We start from the raw sequence: 18,757 nt of genomic DNA, 5'->3' as shown, positions 1-18,757 counted from the left end.
TGAATACCAAGGTCTTTGGACGCCTGCGCATACGACACGCCGCGCTGCTTGATCAGCCGCACGGCCTCAAGCTTGAACTCCCGCGTAAACTGCCTTCTCTCCATGACGCACCTCCTGCTCCATAAAACACCTAACTTGGTGTCTTCGGAACCGGGTGCAGCTCAACTGCGCATATCCTGAAACGCGGGATGCTCTTCGCATCGTTGCTAAGAGCTACGACGGTCTCGCGCGGAGCGCTGAGGAATCCGACGTACCGCTGAAGCTCGCCTGGTAGCTGAGGAATGTGCCGACGATCAGCGCGAGCTAGAACGGAAGCTCCGCGGCCAGATGAATTAACGCCTCGTCAATGTGCTTCCGAGGCCCGCGCGAGAAGTCGGCGGCTTTCGTCCATCCGCTCCCGCGTTTCAGCGATGGCAGACCTAAGCAGTTCCGCCTCCAGTCGTATCTTCCGCACAGCTTCCTCGTCGCTAGCGCGGCGTCATCGTTTTCCATGCGCGCAGGATGAGGTCGATACCAGCCACCCGCAATATCCCATGATAAAGGGGCTTTAGTTGGCGGCCCCTTTTGTCGCACTTCTGCTCGTGGCCCATTGTGACCTCGGAGCCTATCCGCCCTCGGCCGCTGTTGGCGGTAAACCGGACCGCAGGCGGCAAGCCGCTGATAAGTACATCCCCTAGGCCGGAGGGCTCCAAAAAGCCCCCTGAAGAACCGCGTGCAGCTCTTCGTGATCGACGGCGAGGCCGCGGTGCTCGGCGCAAACGGCGTCTCCGAATTCAACGCGCTGCATTCATGCAAGCACGACGCGGAGGTGCACCTTTAGGCCTTCGATATCATTGCGCTCGGCGGCGAGGATCTGACCAGGTGTGGCTACTACTCATGTCGCCTGCTGCTGTCGCTCAGGCCCGCCGCGCGTCGCATCATCCCTATTCATCAGCAGAGCATTCATCAGCAGAGCGGCAGGGGCGGTTCATGGTGCGCACATCACTCAGGGCAAAGGCGGTACTGCGCTCGATCCAAGCCCTGAGTTTGCCAAAGCGATTGTTTAACGTTTCACAGGCGGGCCGCTCTTGTTTCCTGGAAGTCCCTTGATGTTAGTCGGATCCTGCTGTTGCACAGTAGGGTCACCCGCTGAGCCGACAGTGCCTTGCCCGGGGGGCGGTCCGCTCTTACCGCCGGGCGCACCGCTGATGCCGGCGCCTGAGTTGTGCGCACTAGTGGCGGCTGCAGCACCACTTAGGCCAGGTTGCCCAGGCGGGTGCGCTGCGGCGCCAGGGGACTCCTGACTTCCGACGTTTCCAGACGCGCCAGAGTTGTGTGTCTTTACGCCCTTATCTGTCTCGGTTTGCAAATTCTGGTTGGGTACCGCTTGCTGGGCCATGGCGGGGCCTGCGGCCAGGGCAGAGGCGACGATTACAGCCGATAATATCTTCATGCGCTTCCTCCGTCGTTATCTCCTGCCTTAACAACCCGCCGCTGGCCCAACATTTCCCACCAACGGCAAATAAGCCGCGTGCTCCGCCCCTGTAACTCCTTTAGATGGGGCGAAGCCCTTGTCCGAATTGGTAATCCAGATCGTGCGACGATGACCGAGCAGTTGATCGGTCATTTACCGCAAGGAAGGTCCGGTCGTGGCCCGAACCGGACATTGCCGCCGCCGAAATCGCATTGTGCGAGCGCGCGTCTTTGCTACACTCATTGATTGAGGCGCCGGGGTCGCCACTTCAGTTTTGTGGGAAATCGCACGCCTTAGTCGTAGCAAATCTCACCTTCGCGGAGTGCCCAACATGAACTTTCGCAGTGCGTTGAAATTCGGAGCCGTCACTTTGCTTTTTTTGTCCGCAGCTGCGCTGGCGCACGCACGGTCGCCCAAGATGAAGATGACCACCGAAACACCTCCGTACCTCGTAACGCCGAACACGGTCGAAACGCGGATCGGTACGCTCAAATTTACTGACGGCTTCCCCGACGAAGCTACAGCGGCGAAGGTCTACGACAACCTCGATTTTCAACGCGGCGTTCAAGCATACCTTGCTGCGTTGCCCGCCGTTTCGATTGAAGCGTTTCTTAAAGGCTTCGCCGAGTTTGGATCCGTCAATCAGACCGTTTTGATCTCAGAGCAACTTTTGAACGCCAAGTCGCTGTTCCTGACCGCCAATACAACCACACCCTACACTTTGCTCTATCTGAGCACGAAGGATGGTCCGCTGGTCGTGGAGATTCCGCCAGAGGTACTTGGCCCGATCGATGACGCCTGGTTCCGATGGGTTAGCGATGTTGGCATCACTGGTCCAGATAAAGGTAAAGGAGGCAAGTACCTGTTGCTGCCGCCCGGCTACACGGGCGCGGTCCCTGATGGGTATTTTGTGGCGCGTCCGCGCACAATTGGAAACCTGCTGTTCTTCCGCACCTTCTTGAGGGACGGCGATCCCAAGCCCGGCGTGGATAACGTAAAGAAGAACCTGAAAGTTTATTCCCTCAGCCAGGCGGCCAACCCACCTCCGATGAAGTTCGTGGACATCTCTGGTAAGGCTTTCAACACGATTGGTCCCGGCGATTATTCGCTGTTCGAGTTCGTCAATCGCGTCATTCAGGATGAACCTATTGATGCGTTGGACCCCGACACGCTGGGCTTGTTCGCTGCCATTGGCATCGAAAAGGGTAAGCCATTCGCCCCCGATGTCCGACTAAAAAAGATACTTACCGAAGCAGCGGCGGTGGGCGACGCAACAGCGCGCTCAGTTACTTACAGAACCCGGATGAAAGATGCCTACTTCTATCCGAACAGCGCGTGGGTGACACCTTTCGTTGGCGGCAGCTATAAATTTGAACAGGACGGAGCGGTCAATCTCGACGCAAAAAACATGTTCTTCTTCTATGCCACCGGCGTGACGCCGGCGATGACGATGAAGATGGTTGGTGAGGGTTCGCAGTACGCCGGTGCTTTTGTGGATACAAAGGGCGACCCCTTGGACGGCAGCAAAACGTACAGGCTGCACATGCCGCCCAACATCCCGGCCAAGGATTTTTGGTCGTTCACACTCTACGATAACCAGACACGCTCGATGCTCCAAACCGATCAAGAATCTCCGGCCGTCGGCAGTCTCACCAAGGGATTGCTAGTCAATACGGATGGTTCGGTGGACGTTTATTTCGGACCAAAGGCTCCCTCGGGCAAGGAATCAAACTGGGTGCAGACCATCCCGGGGAAGGGCTGGAACACCCTCTTGCGCCTCTACGGTCCGCTTGAACCTTGGTTCAACAAGACTTGGCGCCCCGGAGAGATTGAACCGATGTAGCCACTATCTGCATGCGGTGGAGTTCGATCAAGTGCAGCCCCATGTCTTCCGCTTGTGGCCCGAAGTCGGCTGCAAGAAAGGGCAGAGCATGTCCGCTCTGCCCAGTTAGTTCAGACGTCGACTTGCTCTGCTATTGCAAGCGCATCGTCGACTTCAATTCCTAGGTATCGGACGGTGCTCTCGATTCTGGTATGCCCCAGAAGCAGCTGCACGGCTCGCAGGTTGTCCGTGCGCCGATAGATAAGGGTCGCTTTTGTTCGACGAAGCGAATGCGTTTCGGACAGGTAATAATAGCCGCACATATGCCGAGCGGGCAGGCTGCTCCCGAGGCCTCTACGGCCGGTGAACAGACGGTTGCCAGGCTTCTTGCCCGTCGCCCTCAGGAAGTCATCGATGGCTTGGCGGGTAGACTCTGTAAGTTCGAACTTGACCGGCCGTCCAGTTTTCTTTTGGCGGACGCTTGCTCTATCGGCGGCAGCCGCTTGGTGCCACGTCATCGACTTTCAAACCCACCACGTCGCAGCCACGAAGCTTGCTGTCGATGGCGATGTTGAACGACGCCACATCGCGGATCGTCCCTCAACCTGGAGCTTCGTCCGGATAGCGCAAACGTGCTTCGGCCGAGTGGCGGCTTGGCGTCAACAATCTTACCCTTGTTCCACGAGACGCGCTTTTGGACGTTCTCTGTGGCATTTGAGACGGCGGTCATGATGACCTCCTCAGTTGATGAGGCCGGTCACTTTCGAACGTGTCACCTTCTGAACCTACGTCGGCTTTCGGACGAGTGGAGGCGTACTTAGGTCCAATTCGATGGATTAGCGTTCGCAATTTGACCCATAGCAGAGACCTCGGCTCTTGGCTCTTGCTCACCCTAGCTCAACAAATGACCCTGATAGAGTGAAAGCCGCTTTGCTATGATTCTCTCGTGATTTGCGGGGAAGCTGATGAGGTCCACCGCGCCGTGCATCAATCTCATCTGGCTAGCGCAACTTCCTTGAACGAGACGACCAGCGCCTTCTCGAGCTTTCCTTTCATGCTGCAGAGAATGTCGTAGGCCGCCTCACGGGGCATGGTCGGCTTGTACTGCCGGTGCTCGATCAGCGCCGCGAAAATATCCGAGATGGTGAGGATGCGAACAATGTCCGTGATGTTCTCGGCGCAGAGGCCGTCGGGATAGCCGCTGCCGTCGAGATACTCGTGATGGTGCCGGACGGAGTCGAGTATTTCGGATGAGATAGAGCCGTGCTCCTTCAGCACGTCATAACCCGCTGCCGGATGGGTCTCGACCAGCGCGCGCTCGTTGTCATCAAGGCGTCCCGGCTTGTCCAGAACCGCTAAGGGAATCCTGGCCTTTCCGATGTCGTGGAACATCGCAGCGGTAGAGAGCCGTTCAAGGTCGCTTTTGCGGAGGCCGAGACTGAGGCCGAAATCGATCGCGACGCCGGTTACGAGAAGGCAGTGTTGGTAGGTTCCCTCATGATGGCGCCGCACCATGGTCAGCCATTCGGATAGCCCGTGCTCGGAAATCCGGTTGGTGATCATGCGGCCGGCCTCCTTGGTGCCGTCGACGTCAATCCGCTCTCCAAGTGTGACTAAAGTGAACAACGATGTGATGGCGTTGGCCGCGGCCTTGACCGCATCATTAGGCTGCGAGATGTCGCATGTCGAACTAGTTGCGCTCCGCGCCGGATCGGACAGCGCGGCCATGAGCTTGATCTGATCGATCTTGCCGGGCAAAACGAGCGTGGCGCCCAGCGCGTAGGCCTGCGAGATGCAAACGCGGGAGGTTTGCTCGATGAGGAAGATCCGCTTGCCGGCCTTCGCGAGACGCGGAGCTCTCGCTTTCAGTGCGGCGATGTTTTCGACAAATCGTAAGTCGGCACGGATCACGACGGCGGCAGGCGCGTGCGGTAGCTTTGTTTCCACGTCGAGCCGCTCGCCCGCGACAGTGAACTGTCTTTCAAGGACCGAGCAAAGCCCGAAGAGCTTATCGGAAGTATCAGCCAGGACATGTACCAACATGGCAGGCGCCTCTATTTGCCGGGTGCCGGTCTGAATTGGGCCTTGTCGTCAGAGTCTGCACGATCAGTGCATCAGATTACAGTTCGATGAGACTGCTCGGCTCAAGTCTATTTGGATGCGGCACTGTCGCTGGTCGTCTTTTGGACTTTCTTGCCGTCTGCGTGGATGAAGTGGACCCCGGCGATGGTTCCGTCGATCCAGACCAACTCGCAGCGCCGATAGGCCAGTCCCGTGGACGACAGCAGCATGAAGAACTCCTTGGCCTTGAGAACGTCGAGCGATCCTTCGACCTCGATCTTGGCGCCGGTGTCCGAAACGTCGAGCAAGACGCAGCTTCGCCGCCAAGTGCCGTCGGAGCCCATCAGGTTGACGGCCTGCCTGTGGTCCATCCGCACCCGAGATGCCTTGCGACCATCGAATTTCATCGGCCCGCTCTCGATTTTGCAGTGCGATCGTCGGCGCCCGCAGAGATTGCTCCCCAACGAACGGACCATTGGCTGGTCGACAGATGAAGCTTTTCAAACAGCTCCTGAGCTCGTTCGCGTTCGGTCAGTGAAAGGCGCGGGCCGCGATTGTTGAGGATGGCCTGCGTCGTCTGCCAATTCAGGCGCGACGCCCGACACGCCATCACCACGCCTTCGCAATCGGGCTCCGCCATTACGTGCTCGACGACCTCGACGGGTGCTCCGGACAGCACCGACAGCGCAGTGTACAGATTGGCGGTCTCGTTCCGGATCACGAACCGATTAACGGTCGAGTCGTTCAGCTTGCCGGCGCGGTTCAGCGATACGATCTCCGGCCTCGCAGCAGCGTACTCTGTGTCCCAAAGGCGCTTCACCGTCACCGGCATTTCGGAGGACGTGGTTGCCCCTGAAAAAGCGCAGGGACGCGCGTCGGCGTTCGTGAGGGTTGCTGGTCGTGGAGATGCCGATAGCAGCGCGCGGACAACCATGTCCGGTGTGCCTGGCCTCAACGCCAGAGCCTTGGTGATCTCGTCATCCTGCTCGGCCTTGCCGATCAAGATGGAATAGCCGGCGTCGGAAAATCCCGCCGCTGGATTTCCGATAATCGCCAGACAAACCTTGCTGCTGCCGCGCTGCAACAGCACGTCGGTCACGGCATTTTCGATCTCGTGCCTGTCAGCAATGGCGAGGAGGTGACTCTCGCTGCTGGACGCCGCGATCTCCATAAGATCCCCCGGCGTCAGCGCCGGGGATTGGCGCAGAACGGGAACCGCGATCGCGGCGTCTTCGCATGAGGCAAGCCGCCGCAACGTCTTTTTCGGAGCCGTCCGCAGGTCTGCAAGAGCTGTACTGAGCTCGACAAGTGCGGAGGGGGCAATCCGAGCGATCAGACGAACAAGAACGTCGTCGAGCAGGTCAAGGTGCGGCTCTTGCAACCGGCCGTTGCCGGCAACAAGCAGCTCGACGGTGCGCCGAAGCATCCGAACACAACGTTCAGATGAGCTCCCAGCGATGGTGGCATCCAACTCGACAATAAGATCGGCTGCAGAAATTGCCGTCATTGGCGGGCCTTAATGGTCAAAAAAACAGTTGTTCAATGATAGGAATTACGCGCTAAAATTCTTAACATTGAATTGTTCATCTGGGTCACACCGGTATCGTGGAACCGTGATTGCCCGGAAATATCATCGAACCGGCCGCGCCGTTTCGCCTACTTTGCGTGAGTATTGATGACCAAAGCGCCATGGCGGCGCGGCAGACCTTTCGTTTCAAGACGTCGAGCCGGTTCGCAGCTCGCTAGATCGCTGAACGTAGCTTCACGCCTCGGGTGAAGCTTCACGGATATTGCGGAGGAAGACGATAGGTAGAAGTCTCCTGGCCGGGCGGCCGGGGCTTTTTCAGGACACCAAAGCAGGTTTGCGATTACCTGGCTTTAGAGGCCAGCTTTCAAGGGTGGACCTGATTGCCAAACATTAGCCGATGTGAACGTGCGCGGTCCTTGTTCGATCTCTCGGGTGTCCCAATTGGAACAGCACCCGCTGCCCGGTACTGTCCCAATCGAACGACCGTTTTCCGAAATTAGTACAGTCGGCTTGGATCTTGAATCCGAGGACGCCTTTTATCCCCGCGTCTGTCCCGACATGAAATGCACTGTCTTCCCCGTGAAAGCCCTAGCCACCGCCCGCCTAAGGCCCTTTTCGTCTCGCAAAGGGGACTTAGGACAGTGCTCCAACTTCGGCTGATATCCTGGCCGCCTGCCGCGACAATTCGCTCGCTCGCGCGATGTCATCGACTCCTCGGCGAGCGGTCAGCCGTCGGTTAGGCCGGGACGATGGGATCGCTTGGCGCGAGTGCATCGGCAGGTCTGGAGTCGGGGGTAGAGCAGAAGTCCTCGCCTCCGGTACCGACTGCCGCCTTCGAACCCACAGCCGACACCGCGTTGGTTGGGACGTGGCGCACTTCTGCGGATGCGATCGCTGGGCGCACAACGTTGCTGCATCTACTTGGCTTGCACCAAGATCGACCCATCACCAAGCCTAAACGCGTCCGGCACCGAAATCCGAATTAAACTTAAGCTGGCGGCCTTAAATAGGTCAGCCTTACACTCAGTAGTTCTCCGAGATAGCGCATTAGGCTTGGCCCGGTATGATGTGGATGCCGGGGCTGGTATTTCATCCCGAACAAGATTGCGACCGGCAGGGGTCGCCGCAAGGCGGCCCCTTTGATTCAGATGAAAAAACCCAGCCGGCACGGTTGAGGTCGCAGTGGGAAATGAGCCTTTGCTAAAGATTCTGGACAGCTCTCGGATGCGGCGTAAGTTAGTATAGTATTTTAAGTTGTTGCGTTGGGGCAGGTGTGCTGTGAGTTTAGCAGTGTCGATCCTCAAGCTTTTGGATGGCCAGCCCGACGGTCAAGCCAGCCTCGATGCCGTCAAGCAGTATCTGGCCGTGTACTATTCGAGTGGCCCCGAGTGGTTGCAGCGGATGAAGGCTCTGGCAGAGCGGGCACCATCAACCATCAACATCTTCGGCCAGAAGCTGGTCACGCGAGAGCCAGGCGCGTGGCGTATTACGGAGGCGGGGAGAACCTTCCTGGCCGCCTTGGAGCGTCCGACGGCTGCCGTTCCGGGGCGCACGTTTGATGATCTGATAGATCGACCGCTGGCGAGCCAGTTCCCACCCCTTGCCGGCTCTAACTTCCGTACCAATGATCGCGGGGGGCGTCGCGGGAAAGGGCGGCGGACTGCGCGCGAGCGCCGCTCGGCATAGCGGCGGGGCCGCGCGCTCTTCGTCGAGGTGTGCCGCAAGATCGGCTTGCTCGCAAGCCAGGAACACGACCAGAAGCCGCGCAACTCTGGACGAACGCCTCTGAAACCTGTTCACTCAAATCGAAGTGCACGCCGAGCCCGCAACGCCGTATCAGGCGATGGGTGCATGAGGACGACGTTCTCGAGCGCGCTCAGGCGCAGCTCGACAAAAATCCAAACGCCATGCGCGCACGCCGCGAGATCCGTCGAGCATCCGTTCGGCACACTGGAGATGCGCATGGGCGCGGCGCACGTCTTGTGCATGACGCTGCCGAAAGTTGCGACCGAGACGGCGCTGTGCGTGATCGGCTACAATCTGACAAGTGTGCTGAACAATGTCGGGATGAATCCGCTGCTGGCGGCGGTGAGGGCGTGACGGGCGCTGGCGCGCCCCATTGCGGTTCATGGGGGCCCTAAAAAGGAGCCCTCGACATTGCGTCATGGTGAGTTCTGGTCGAGTGGCTCGTAAAAATTGCCCAATTGACCGGACCGCGGTAGCCTGAGTTCGCCTAGGACACGGTATGCGTCATGCAACAGCGTTTTTACACAACAAAGACCCAAAGCGGACCATGACCCCGCTAATTCCGTGTTGACGATCAGTTCTAACGTTGCCTCGTGGTTTCAGCAGTGGCCTATTTGCTTTGTCGCCATCGCCCAGCTTGTCCAAGGCATCAGAAAGCCGGCCCGACTTGAGCAACGCCCGCTCGCGATCGGCCAAGGTTCGGTAGCTACGTTCCATGGCTTCCAGGTGGTGGCGTGAAGGCGTCCTTGGCCGTTTCAAACGCCTCCCGGTATCGCTCCGCCAGTTTTAGGTATTCTTCCGGCGTCATGAGGCACCATAGGAACCGGCGCGTCTGGTTCGCATTCTTCGAGCATGCCGAGATATTTCTTCCACGTCCACAACGTTGCGCCAAGCAAGGACGAGCAAGGCGAAGAGTTGCCGGATGACGAAGCAGCATGGCGGGAGGCCACGACCTTCGCAGGCGCTCTGTTCAGGGACGTCGATGGCAAGTTTCGGCCGGGCGAAGAATGGAGGCTAGAGGTAATGGACGAAGCCGGCAAACCGATCTACTTCATCAGCATTGGGTCTCGAAAAATGAAGTAAGCCCCCTTCGTTGCAGGCCTCTCATTCAGGCTACAGGAATTCCCCTCGGACGGAACTCTGAGTAGAGGATGCGCACATCAGCGCGCATGAGTCCCGGCTATGGCGGAATATCGCCTTTATCGGTTTGACAAAGATGGGCACATTCAGGGCCCCCCGGTTATCGTCGATTGCGAAGACGATGACGCTGCCGTTACCCAAGCGAAGCAATACGTGGATGGCGTCCTATTCAAATCTTGGACCGCGCCCGTTGCGTGGCCGTATTGCCGTCCGCGGATTGAGGCCGGCTCAGCAGTCGCCTAGTTTCCTTTACGCTATTTTGGCGTGCGTCCAGAACAGGCTGACCTTAACATTCGTTAATAGCACGACCGGTTCAATTAGGGGATTGGTCATGGGCATCGAGGAAATGCACTCTCCGAAGTACTAGCGAGACCGCGCCGAGGAATTGCGGGCCAAGGCAAACAACTGCGCCCATCCCGAAACGTGGATGTTCTTCGCACCGTTGCTAAGAACTACGACGATCTCGCGCGGAGCGCTGAGGAAGTCCGACGTACCGCTGAAGCTCGCCCAGTCGCTGAGCAATATGCCGCCGATCAACGCGAGCTACAGCGGAGCTCCCGGGCCTGATGAATTAACGCCATTCGCTTTCGCGTCTCCGCGATGGCGGACCTAAGCAGTTCCGGCTCCAGTCGTATCTTCCGCACAGCTTCTTTGGCCTCGTCGCGGGCGCGGCGTTCATCGTTCTCCATGGCGCTCAGGATCACCTGGGTCCCCGCCACGCGCAATATCGCATGATAAAGGGCCCCATTGGCGGCCCCTTAGATCCGACTTCTGCTCGTGCCCCGTTGCCGACCTTCGCTTTTCAGGGCCGGTATATCTGCCTTCAGGAGATAAGCCGACTTTAACTGAAGTCGGTGCGGAAGCCAGCCTGTGACCCGTTGCAGACGTTCGGACAACCACCCAGACCATAAGCGTGATCAACGTCACAAAACAGAAGCTTGCGTTTTGGCAGGCTGTACATACGCTGCGCACATATTGCTCGGGGCTACGATGGGCGCGTTTCGCTGGTTTTCATTGTTCTTTTTCATCCTGACCTGCGGCTCGGCGCATGCCGAGCGCCGCGTTGCGCTAGTGATCGGAAACTCCGCCTATAAGAGCGTGCCCCGGCTTTCCAATCCGACGAACGATGCGGCGTTGGTTGGCGGCATGCTCAGGAAGGCCGGGTTCGACCTGGTCGATGTCAAGTTGGACCTTAGCGTCGTCGAGATGCGCAAGGCGCTACGTGAGTTCGGCAGTCGTACACGCGATGCCGATGTTGCCGTCGTCTACTACGCTGGTCATGGCATCGAACTGGACGGGAACAATTATCTCATTCCAACGGATGCGGTTCTGGAAACTGATACCGACGTCTATGACGAAGCATTTCAACTCGACAGGGTGCTGGTGACGGTCGAGCCTGCCAAGCAGTTACGGCTTGTGATCCTCGATGCCTGCCGAGACAACCCTTTTGCTAAGACGATGAAGCGCACCGTTGCCTCGCGCGCGATCGGTCGTGGCCTCGCCAAGATCGAGCCGGCCAGCCCGAACACTATGATCGCGTTCGCAGCGAAGGCGGGATCGACAGCCTCGGACGGCGATTCCAAGAATAGCCCATTCGCCGCCGCCCTCGTTGAGCGTCTCCCTACGCCGGGGCTAGATTTACGCAAGGCGTTCGGCTTCGTCCGCGACGATGTCCTCAAGAATACCGGTTACAAGCAGGAGCCTTATGTTTATGGCTCGCTTGGCGGCGATGATGTTCCTTTGATTCCGGCCAAGCCGGCCGCCGTCGGGCCGCAGGCGAATCCACAAGACGCGATCCGCCGCGACTACGAGCTGGCGCTCCAGTTAGGCTCGCGCGAGGTCTGGGCGGCCTTCCTAGCTCAATATCCCGACGGCTTTTACGCCAGCCTCGCCAAGGGGCAACTGAGCAGAATTGCGGCTGAAGAGGCGCGGGAGGCCGCTGTGGACAAGGCCAAAAAGGCCGAGGACGAAAGGGCTCGTCTTGCGGCCGAGCGCGCCAACAAGGCCGAGCAGGACAAAGCGGCGGCCGCAGCCAAGACCGCCGAGACTGCAAAGCTCGCGGCAGAGAAGGCTAGGCAGGCCGAGGAAGCGAAAGCAACCGCTGCCGAGCAGCGGCGCAAGGAAGCGGAAGCCGCGGTCTCGAAGGCCTTCGCTGAGAAGCAGGTAGCTGAGAAGGCGCTCGCCGATAAGATCGCTGGCGAAAAGGCGGCCGCCGAGTTGGCCGCCAAACAGGCCGCGGATAAGAAGGTGCAGGTGGAGAGCGAACAAAAGATCGCAACCCTCGCTCCGGCAGCATCACAGCCCAACCTGTCCTCTCAGGAGACGGCGAAGCAGCTTCAGTCAGAACTGCGACGGGTCGGATGTCTGACAGCGGCAGCCGACGGTGATTGGAATGCGTCATCGCAGCGCTCCCTGACATCGTTCAACAAGTATGCCGGGACAAAGCTCGACAGCAAGTCTGCCAGCTTTGAGGCGCTCGACGCGATTAAGGCCAAGCCGATCCGGGTTTGCCCGCTGATCTGTGAGCGCGGCTTCAAGGCGGACGGCGACGAGTGCGTCAAGATCACCTGCCGCGCGGGTTCTCGCCTTAATGACGACAACGAATGCGAGAAGGTTCAGGACAAGAAACCGGCTGCGACGCGCGAACAGATCAAGAAGCGGGATACGGAACGGAAGAAGGATGAGACGGCACCCATGAAGCAGCAGTCATCCGGTCAAATGCTTTGCAACCAAGCTGGCTGCCGACCCGTCAGTCATGGATGCAAGCTCGTTGCGGACCCCTCGACGAGCAACTCTGCTGGAATTAATGGCCGCATGAGAGAAGTGTGCAATTGATTGGGCGGACAGATGCGTCTTTCGTGTTTTGCCATGAAGCTAACAAACCCACCCTTGTCAAACGCTGGAAGCTCGCGAGGATAGTGAGTTAGCTCAAGGATCGTCGTCGGTCGGGAGAAAAGCCGGTGTAAGGATAAGATTGCCACGACCCTTGAGCTACTCCGATCGCTGCTAATGGCCCAACGCGGAAAGTCTGCAACGTTCGCTTTTGCGCCGCTATCAGGGGCATAGCGGACCTCCATGGCGTCCGTGCTTCATGCGTTACGCGCCCTTGTTCACACGCGGCCGATCTTTTCCACCCAGACGCACTGTTGCTCGCGCGTTGTTCCGAGGCCTGCTCAGAGAGAATTTCAGTATGTCTTCCTCCTCGTTAGCTAGCAGCATGACAAAGACTGAGAGAACCGAGCGGCCACGAGAGCCTACCGCTAAGAGCAGCAGCAGAAGCGCCACGAGGTTACGGGCCAATTCGAAAAAATCTATCCGCCAGGCACCCGCATCAAAACAGGTCCGAACGATTTCGCTCGAATAGAACAGTGATGCGATTTGAGGGCTGAAGCTGAAGCGTTTTGGGTAGATCATGAGCGGCGAGGGAGGTTCATGATCAGCTGATTGCATCCAAATTCGGCCCGCACTACTCAATGGTCGAGTAGATGCGGGCTAGGAGCTTAGCGTATGCTCCACCGAATTCTAAGGCACTAAGCCAAGCAGTTATCCTGCTGCACGGTCATCACGCAGAACTTTTGTCATCATTGCGAGTCCTCCCGCGCTAAGAATCCGTGACTGGTGGGCGCGCGCAAGGACCAGTTTGACGAAATTCAACCGCTCGCTGCTTCAGAGATACCCTGGCCGTGAACCCAGCGTCCAGCCACGCCAAAGCTTGCGTGTGACCAGCTTTTCGCGAGCTTTCATTTCCCCACCACGCGCTGAACTTATAGGCGGAGGCAGGTAACGGCCTTCCAAGAATCTCTTCGATTTCGGGAAATGTCAGCCGAACAGCTTGCCCCCGCATGCTTCCCAGCTTCCGCCGTAGCGGATCGTAAGCAGACGTAGCCCTTCGACGCGTCACGTCGGCTCGCGGCTCGTGATGATGTTGAAGTTGCGCGCGGCCAGCTCTAACTCAAGATCGGTGATCCGTTCAAAGATACGAGCGGCGATCGCCTCCGAGTCTTTGGCGGATGACTGGATGCCAAGCGATGCAACTTCGTCTCTGAGAATTTTTGCCACAATCAAATGGATGGCCATTTGGACCTGTAATCCTGAAACGCTAACTCAACCGCAACTGGAGGGCGAACGCAAGTGCTATCAAATGAGGTGACATGAAGGGCAAGGCTAAAATGTTGGGCTCCTGCAAATCTAGAGCTGCGGAGTTCGGACCCGCGCCGACGGTAAGCGCGTCGGCGCCGCTCGATGAGCCTCCTGGGAGGCTTCGCCACCAAACAAATCGGGGATCTATGCTGGCCGGACCCTCAAAAGTGAAAAGCCGGCCGATCTGCCGGTCCAACGATCCGACAAGCTCGAAATTGATCGTCAACCTCAAGGCCGCCCAAGCGCTTGGGCTCGATACGCCGCTCACCCTGCTCGGGAGGCTGACGAGATCGTCGAATATACTCGGCTTATCTCTCGGCCGCGCTCGCGAAGCACAAACCTTGGTCTCGCCATGTGAAGCGAGGAGCCCCCGGACCGGCTAGGGTCGCTGCACGCCGGGTGCGCGACATCATAATCTATAATCTCCGCCAGGCCGTCGAGAGGCTGGCCCGCTGCAGCGTCGGAATCTCCACGCGCGGACGATGCGATGCGCATTACCGGAACTCGATAGGCCGAGCGCTCTGCAGGCGGCGCGACGGCTATGTGTGACCGAGCTAGGACTTGTCAGCAGAATCTCGGGCGAGACTGATCTTCCAAATCCGGATCTCTCCATCCGTGCGTTCAAAGCGATGCGGGTGGCCCCGCGGGATGAACAGCAAATCGCCGGCCGTGCATTCCATCTCTTTGCCGTCCAGGCGCAAACTCCCATAGCCCGAAACGATAATATAGATGGCATCAGCGGAACCGTCATCGGGTGCTCCGCTTTCAACGCGGTCAAAAGGCAGGATGCTGAGAGAAGACGCTTCGGACCTGTAGCAAACGCGCAAGGTTTCGCACGCTTCCCTCCAGCTCATACCTGACGCGATCTCCGTCAGGTTGATCGGAGTGCCCTCAGCGGGAGACGACCGCGCATCCAGAAAAGTAGACATCAGATCAGCCCACGCATTCGCTTGGCGGGTTCGCTGTCAGGCTCCCGTTTTGCCCGATCGAGGTGCAGATAATTGCTTTCGAAACGTGCCGCATTGCGCAGCCCGGCAGGATCACACACCGTCCAGGTATTTCCCTCAATGCTGATCAGATTCTCCTGACGGAGGCGTCCCAGCATTCGGTTCACATACACTGGTGTGAGGCCGGTCGCGTCGGCCAGATCCGTCTGAGTCACGGGAAATTCGAACTTTTGGTCGTCCACCACTCCGAAGGCGCGCATCCGAAGGAATATTTCGTAGGTCAGAAACGCGATTCGCGCGTATGCGTCGCGACGGCCCACATCGATGATGCGTTCACGCAGGACGCCTTCGTCCTGCAAGGTGTTCCACCAGAACGCCAGCGCGATGCTTGGTCGATTGAGAAGGAGATCCTTCATGATTTCGCCGGAGATGGATGCGACGAGGCTCGGCGTTAATGTCCCGATACTGTGATCCATTTCATCGAGGATGAAGATTTCCGAATCGCAGGGATCGCCGGGCACCAGGAACGCCATAATCTGACGGGCGCCATCTTCAAGGTGTTTGTAGCGGCATGCCAAGCCGGTGATGACGAGGTGGATATCAGAAGAATGCTCCCCCTCCCTTATGATGTCCTGTCCCGGACCATACTGTCGCTGCCGCTCACAGCTAATACGGTTCAGCAATTGACGGTCTTCGTCACTGAACGGCGCGAACTGCTCCAGTTTCCTGATTAGCGGGCTGTCCATGGGTTTCCTCCGCGGGGAGAACGCCGGACGACACTTTTGGTGCCTCCTGTACCTCAATTGCACAATCGTGACCTTGATCTAGTTTAGTGTCGTGCTCGCGCCCTAGTCCGATAGTGCGCTCTATGGCGCGATTCACCCAAGATCAACTGAATCCCTCCATCGACGGTCAAGGCGGCCTGATTCGGGCAGAGTTCATCCCGGCATCGGATCAAACTTGCCAAAAATAGCGCTTTCTACGCGCGCATGGACTGCCTTAGGCGGGAAATTGTGCGCTGCATGACGAATACATCCGAACGTATTCAACACACGAAGGAGACGCTTTCGACAACAACCGAACTCGTCGCGTATAGCCAGGAAGCAATCGCACGGTCAGTTCATCTCCTTAAACTGAATAAGAGGATATGAGGACCGCTCGGACCTGTTACTCGTTCCTTACTCCGGAGAGATTCGGCTTTTCGTCGTAGCGTCCGAATTGCACCTGGCCCTGCAACTTGGATTAGGTGTTCTTTGCATCTGTGAACCGACCATCAACGGATGGTCTTGCCCTCGGCCATCAGGAGACTCATCATGCATCCCACAGAAATCCTGATCCGACGATTGCGTGCGAACACTCGGCTGTCCGACGAGGACGCCGCCGCGATTGAGGCGCTGCCCGTCGATGTAAGGCGGTTGACAGCGGACACTTACGTCATTCGCGAAGGCGACTGCCCGAAACGTAGCTGTTTGGTCCTGAGTGGCTTCCTCTGCCGGTCTAAGATTGCCGAGAACGGCAAGCGTCAGATCCTGTCCTTCCACATTCCGGGAGACATTCCGGACCTACAGAGCCTTTTTCTCAAGGTCATGGACCATGATCTCGCTACAATGTCTGCGGCGACACTGGGCTTCGTCGAGCATTCCGCTCTTTCGGCGCTGATCGAGCAACGGCCCGCAGTCGCGCGCGCTTTCTGGTGCGAGACGCTGATCGATGCCGCAATCTTCCGAGAGTGGATCGTCAACGTCGCGGTGCGCCAAGCACCGGCCCGTATGGCGCATCTTCTCGCCGAAATGCGCGAACGCTTGGCGGCGGTCGGACTCGTCGGCGATGACGAGTTCGAGTTTCCTGTTACGCAATCCGAATTAGGGGAGGCGCTTGGGTTGAGCGTAGTCCACGTCAATCGCGTTCTTCAGGGTCTGCGCGCAGATGGCGTTCTTGATTTGCAGAATAAGATGGTCAGGCTCATCGACGTCGAGAAAGTCCTCATTGAGGGCGGATTTGATGCAGCTTATCTGCACCAGAATGGAAACGCTTCTCCATCCTGACGGCGTGCACGGCCTTGCCGGGATGACCGGTCGGCCTTCTTTAAATGCCGATTGGCGTCCCTTCAAGTATGGGGTGAGAACAATGTCCGTTGCGGGTCACGGTGAGGGTCTGACTCAATGTGACGTTTCCGATCGGCCGTCAGAAGCGGACATCCATGCCATGAGTACACGCCCCGTGCGGCACGGAATGCTGATGCCATCGCCGGCAAGGAAGGCCGAACCAGTACGGTTGAGGACTTCGATAGCGTGGCGCTCTTCACGGATGGCTTCTTCAGCATCGCGCTGCGTAGTACGGTTCCTCAATAGCTGATGAATCCGACTCCCGCTCCCATCATCGGAGCGAGAGGAATGAAGCTGATGCTTTCAAGCTGGCAAGGTGCCGCGATTGAAGTTCGGCTCTGCTGCTGATCGGAGACTCTTTAAGTACGTCGCCTTGCACGCTCTCTGGCTCGCTTACGTCAAGGATGCTGTTCACCCCTGTCGACTTCGTTCAATGCATCACCATGCCCGTCCGGACGGGCGCGCCCTCATTACTGGAGTCGAAAGAGCGTCGGCATCAGGTACACCGATTGCCGTTGGCTGTTCCTAGTTCTTCTTGGCTTCCGGAAAAATGCCGAGGACCTCGCCATGTGCATCGCGAACGGTGACAGTTCGCCCAGTCATCTCAGCCATCCGCTTCGCAAGCGCGCACGCTTCATCCGCATTTTCCAGATCGAGAGCGACCACCGACAGCTTTGTTGCGCCAGCTCCGAGATGGCAATATTGAAAGGTTTGTTATAGAACACGGCGCAACTCCTGCTGTTGGCGGGTAGCGCGATCGTTGGTACAGCAACCGTGATTTAACGATTAGACACTTTGTGCACAAGTGAACACGGAACGTGGTTGCGCCGCATCGGCGATACGCTGGTGAACGGAGCGTCTCAGACCGCCGACAATCACCATCCATAGAAGTTCTTGGCGATCGCCAGCGTCTCAAGTTCGCTCGTCTCGAAGGCTATCTTTTGCACGAGCATCACGTCTCCCTCGACGAACTCGCCAACCGGTACAAAGCACCATCCCATTCCCAGCCGGCCGGATGCATCAATCTCGCGAACATTGGCCGACGTGCCCCGACGGATGCGATAGCGCGTACCCGTATCGCACCCGACCACTTCGAAATAGCCTTTCCGATCGAACTGTGCGCGCTGCTGCGCAGTGAGCCAGCCGCGGAGCAGGCGCAAGCCCGTTCTCCGCCTCTCCTCCTGACAGCTTCGGTAGAAAGTCCCGCACGCCCGCCGCCGATAAATCCTGAGGTAATGAGAACCAGTCACGACAATCGCTCGTTCATTTTTGAAAGGCGGCAGTGACGACGAAATGGCAATGGAAGATGCCGAGAAGCCCGCGCGCGTTCCTAATGCTCGATGCACGCCGATTGCTGCCTTGGATTCGCCGCCCTGCCTCGATCACATTTTGTGAACGATGCCCGCCGAAGACCGCTCGCTTTATGGCGCGGAATGCGGCGGGAGCGAGCCATCGCCTCCAAGGGGCATTCGCAACGTGAACTTGGTTTCTGTGTCGGTCGAGTCAACGTTGATTGAACCTCCGTGTGCCTTCGCTATTTCGGACGCGATGTACAGACCAAGTCCCAGTCCTTGCGAAGGGCCGTGCGCCTTTCCTCGGTAGAACGGCTGAAACAGGCGCTTGCGAGCCTCCTCCGGAATAGCCGCGCCTCCATTAGCCACCGAGAGTTCGAACATCTCTGCTTTGGCGGTAGCTTCGACCCGCACGGGCCGGTCTGGCGCGCCGTGGCTGATCGCGTTGCCGAGCAGGTTCGAGAACAACTGGGCGATGCGGGCCGGATCGCAGAAGACCGGCCTCTCGACCTCGAAATTGGTC

General features: G+C 58.3%; 14 protein-coding genes and 1 pseudogene. 5 read left to right on the top strand and 10 right to left on the bottom strand.

Translation table 11 applies throughout. From position 1 onward, the window contains the following. Nucleotides 1–104 (bottom strand): transposase (locus IVA74_RS10720; protein ID WP_247340152.1); only part of this gene is annotated, 104 nt, incomplete at its 3' end. Nucleotides 105–1,784: 1,680 nt separating this feature from the next. Between IVA74_RS10720 and IVA74_RS10705 the strand changes: the two genes are divergently transcribed. After that, the gene (locus IVA74_RS10705; RefSeq protein WP_247342630.1) at nucleotides 1,785–3,296 is read left to right on the top strand and encodes a DUF1254 domain-containing protein; all 1,512 of its coding nucleotides are present in this window, start codon (nucleotides 1,785–1,787) and stop codon (nucleotides 3,294–3,296) included. 110 nt (nucleotides 3,297–3,406) lie between these two features. Here IVA74_RS10705 and IVA74_RS10700 read toward each other — a convergent pair. From IVA74_RS10700 to IVA74_RS10685, 4 genes and pseudogenes are all read right to left on the bottom strand, one after another. Continuing rightward, nucleotides 3,407–4,005: pseudogene (locus IVA74_RS10700) on the bottom strand (tyrosine-type recombinase/integrase). A 263-nt stretch (nucleotides 4,006–4,268) separates the two neighbouring features. Next, on the bottom strand, nucleotides 4,269–5,318 hold the full coding sequence (locus IVA74_RS10695; RefSeq protein WP_247342627.1) for an HD domain-containing phosphohydrolase: 1,050 nt from the start codon (nucleotides 5,316–5,318) through the stop codon (nucleotides 4,269–4,271). A gap of 107 nt (nucleotides 5,319–5,425) precedes the next feature. Next, nucleotides 5,426–5,743 (bottom strand): PilZ domain-containing protein, encoded by a 318-nt coding sequence (locus tag IVA74_RS10690; protein WP_247342624.1) that lies wholly within the window; start codon nucleotides 5,741–5,743, stop codon nucleotides 5,426–5,428. Then, nucleotides 5,740–6,843 carry a DUF2336 domain-containing protein gene (locus IVA74_RS10685; protein WP_247342620.1) on the bottom strand — a complete coding sequence of 368 codons (1,104 nt, stop codon included), beginning with the start codon at nucleotides 6,841–6,843 and terminating at the stop codon, nucleotides 5,740–5,742. Before IVA74_RS10685 ends, IVA74_RS10690 begins: the two co-directional genes overlap by 4 nt. A 1,311-nt stretch (nucleotides 6,844–8,154) precedes the next feature. On the opposite strand from IVA74_RS10685, the gene IVA74_RS10680 reads away from it, so the two are divergent. The 3 genes from IVA74_RS10680 to IVA74_RS10670 all read left to right on the top strand — a co-directional run bounded on the left by IVA74_RS10680 (nucleotide 8,155) and on the right by IVA74_RS10670 (nucleotide 12,585). Then, a complete protein-coding gene (locus tag IVA74_RS10680; protein WP_247342617.1) occupies nucleotides 8,155–8,550 on the top strand; it encodes a hypothetical protein in 396 nt (131 codons plus the stop codon). A gap of 165 nt (nucleotides 8,551–8,715) precedes the next feature. Next, complete coding sequence (locus tag IVA74_RS10675) at nucleotides 8,716–8,964, top strand: hypothetical protein (protein WP_247342614.1); 249 nt, start codon at nucleotides 8,716–8,718, stop codon at nucleotides 8,962–8,964. Between the two features lie 1,776 nt (nucleotides 8,965–10,740). Next, nucleotides 10,741–12,585 carry a caspase family protein gene (locus IVA74_RS10670; protein WP_247342611.1) on the top strand — a complete coding sequence of 615 codons (1,845 nt, stop codon included), beginning with the start codon at nucleotides 10,741–10,743 and terminating at the stop codon, nucleotides 12,583–12,585. Between the two features lie 1,062 nt (nucleotides 12,586–13,647). Here IVA74_RS10670 and IVA74_RS10665 read toward each other — a convergent pair. From IVA74_RS10665 to IVA74_RS10655, 3 genes are all read right to left on the bottom strand, one after another. After that, the gene (locus IVA74_RS10665) at nucleotides 13,648–13,827 is read right to left on the bottom strand and encodes a hypothetical protein (RefSeq protein ID WP_247342609.1); all 180 of its coding nucleotides are present in this window, start codon (nucleotides 13,825–13,827) and stop codon (nucleotides 13,648–13,650) included. Between the two features lie 617 nt (nucleotides 13,828–14,444). Beyond that, on the bottom strand, nucleotides 14,445–14,819 hold the full coding sequence (locus tag IVA74_RS10660; RefSeq protein ID WP_247342606.1) for a cupin domain-containing protein: 375 nt from the start codon (nucleotides 14,817–14,819) through the stop codon (nucleotides 14,445–14,447). Further along, a complete protein-coding gene (locus IVA74_RS10655; protein WP_247342604.1) occupies nucleotides 14,819–15,583 on the bottom strand; it encodes a Crp/Fnr family transcriptional regulator in 765 nt (254 codons plus the stop codon). The genes IVA74_RS10660 and IVA74_RS10655 overlap by 1 nt, the downstream gene beginning before the upstream one ends. 567 nt (nucleotides 15,584–16,150) lie before the next feature. Between IVA74_RS10655 and IVA74_RS10650 the strand changes: the two genes are divergently transcribed. Next, nucleotides 16,151–16,882 (top strand): Crp/Fnr family transcriptional regulator, encoded by a 732-nt coding sequence (locus IVA74_RS10650; RefSeq protein WP_247342602.1) that lies wholly within the window; start codon nucleotides 16,151–16,153, stop codon nucleotides 16,880–16,882. A gap of 935 nt (nucleotides 16,883–17,817) precedes the next feature. On the opposite strand, the gene IVA74_RS10645 is transcribed toward IVA74_RS10650, so the two are convergent. Both IVA74_RS10645 and IVA74_RS10640 read right to left on the bottom strand, forming a co-directional pair. Then, nucleotides 17,818–18,102: a hypothetical protein gene (locus IVA74_RS10645; RefSeq protein ID WP_247342599.1), complete on the bottom strand. Its 285-nt coding sequence runs from the start codon at nucleotides 18,100–18,102 to the stop codon at nucleotides 17,818–17,820. Nucleotides 18,103–18,363: 261 nt separating this feature from the next. Beyond that, the coding region (locus IVA74_RS10640; RefSeq protein ID WP_247342596.1) for a HAMP domain-containing sensor histidine kinase at nucleotides 18,364–18,757 on the bottom strand (394 nt) is incomplete at its 5' end.

The organism is Bradyrhizobium sp. 132, from assembly GCF_023074185.1.
GTDB lineage: Bacteria > Pseudomonadota > Alphaproteobacteria > Rhizobiales > Xanthobacteraceae > Bradyrhizobium.
This window is presented reverse-complemented; position numbering and strand designations above follow the sequence as displayed.

Coding starts and splice junctions, on each gene's coding strand:
- IVA74_RS10685 (WP_247342620.1), bottom strand. CDS start 6,843: ATGACGGCAATTTCTGCAGCCGATCTTATTGTCGAGTTGGATGCCACC.
- IVA74_RS10660 (WP_247342606.1), bottom strand. CDS start 14,819: ATGTCTACTTTTCTGGATGCGCGGTCGTCTCCCGCTGAGGGCACTCCG.
- IVA74_RS10675 (WP_247342614.1), top strand. CDS start 8,716: ATGAGGACGACGTTCTCGAGCGCGCTCAGGCGCAGCTCGACAAAAATC.
- IVA74_RS10695 (WP_247342627.1), bottom strand. CDS start 5,318: ATGTTGGTACATGTCCTGGCTGATACTTCCGATAAGCTCTTCGGGCTT.
- IVA74_RS10670 (WP_247342611.1), top strand. CDS start 10,741: ATGGGCGCGTTTCGCTGGTTTTCATTGTTCTTTTTCATCCTGACCTGC.
- IVA74_RS10650 (WP_247342602.1), top strand. CDS start 16,151: ATGCATCCCACAGAAATCCTGATCCGACGATTGCGTGCGAACACTCGG.
- IVA74_RS10655 (WP_247342604.1), bottom strand. CDS start 15,583: ATGGACAGCCCGCTAATCAGGAAACTGGAGCAGTTCGCGCCGTTCAGT.
- IVA74_RS10690 (WP_247342624.1), bottom strand. CDS start 5,743: ATGAAATTCGATGGTCGCAAGGCATCTCGGGTGCGGATGGACCACAGG.
- IVA74_RS10665 (WP_247342609.1), bottom strand. CDS start 13,827: ATGGCCATCCATTTGATTGTGGCAAAAATTCTCAGAGACGAAGTTGCA.
- IVA74_RS10705 (WP_247342630.1), top strand. CDS start 1,785: ATGAACTTTCGCAGTGCGTTGAAATTCGGAGCCGTCACTTTGCTTTTT.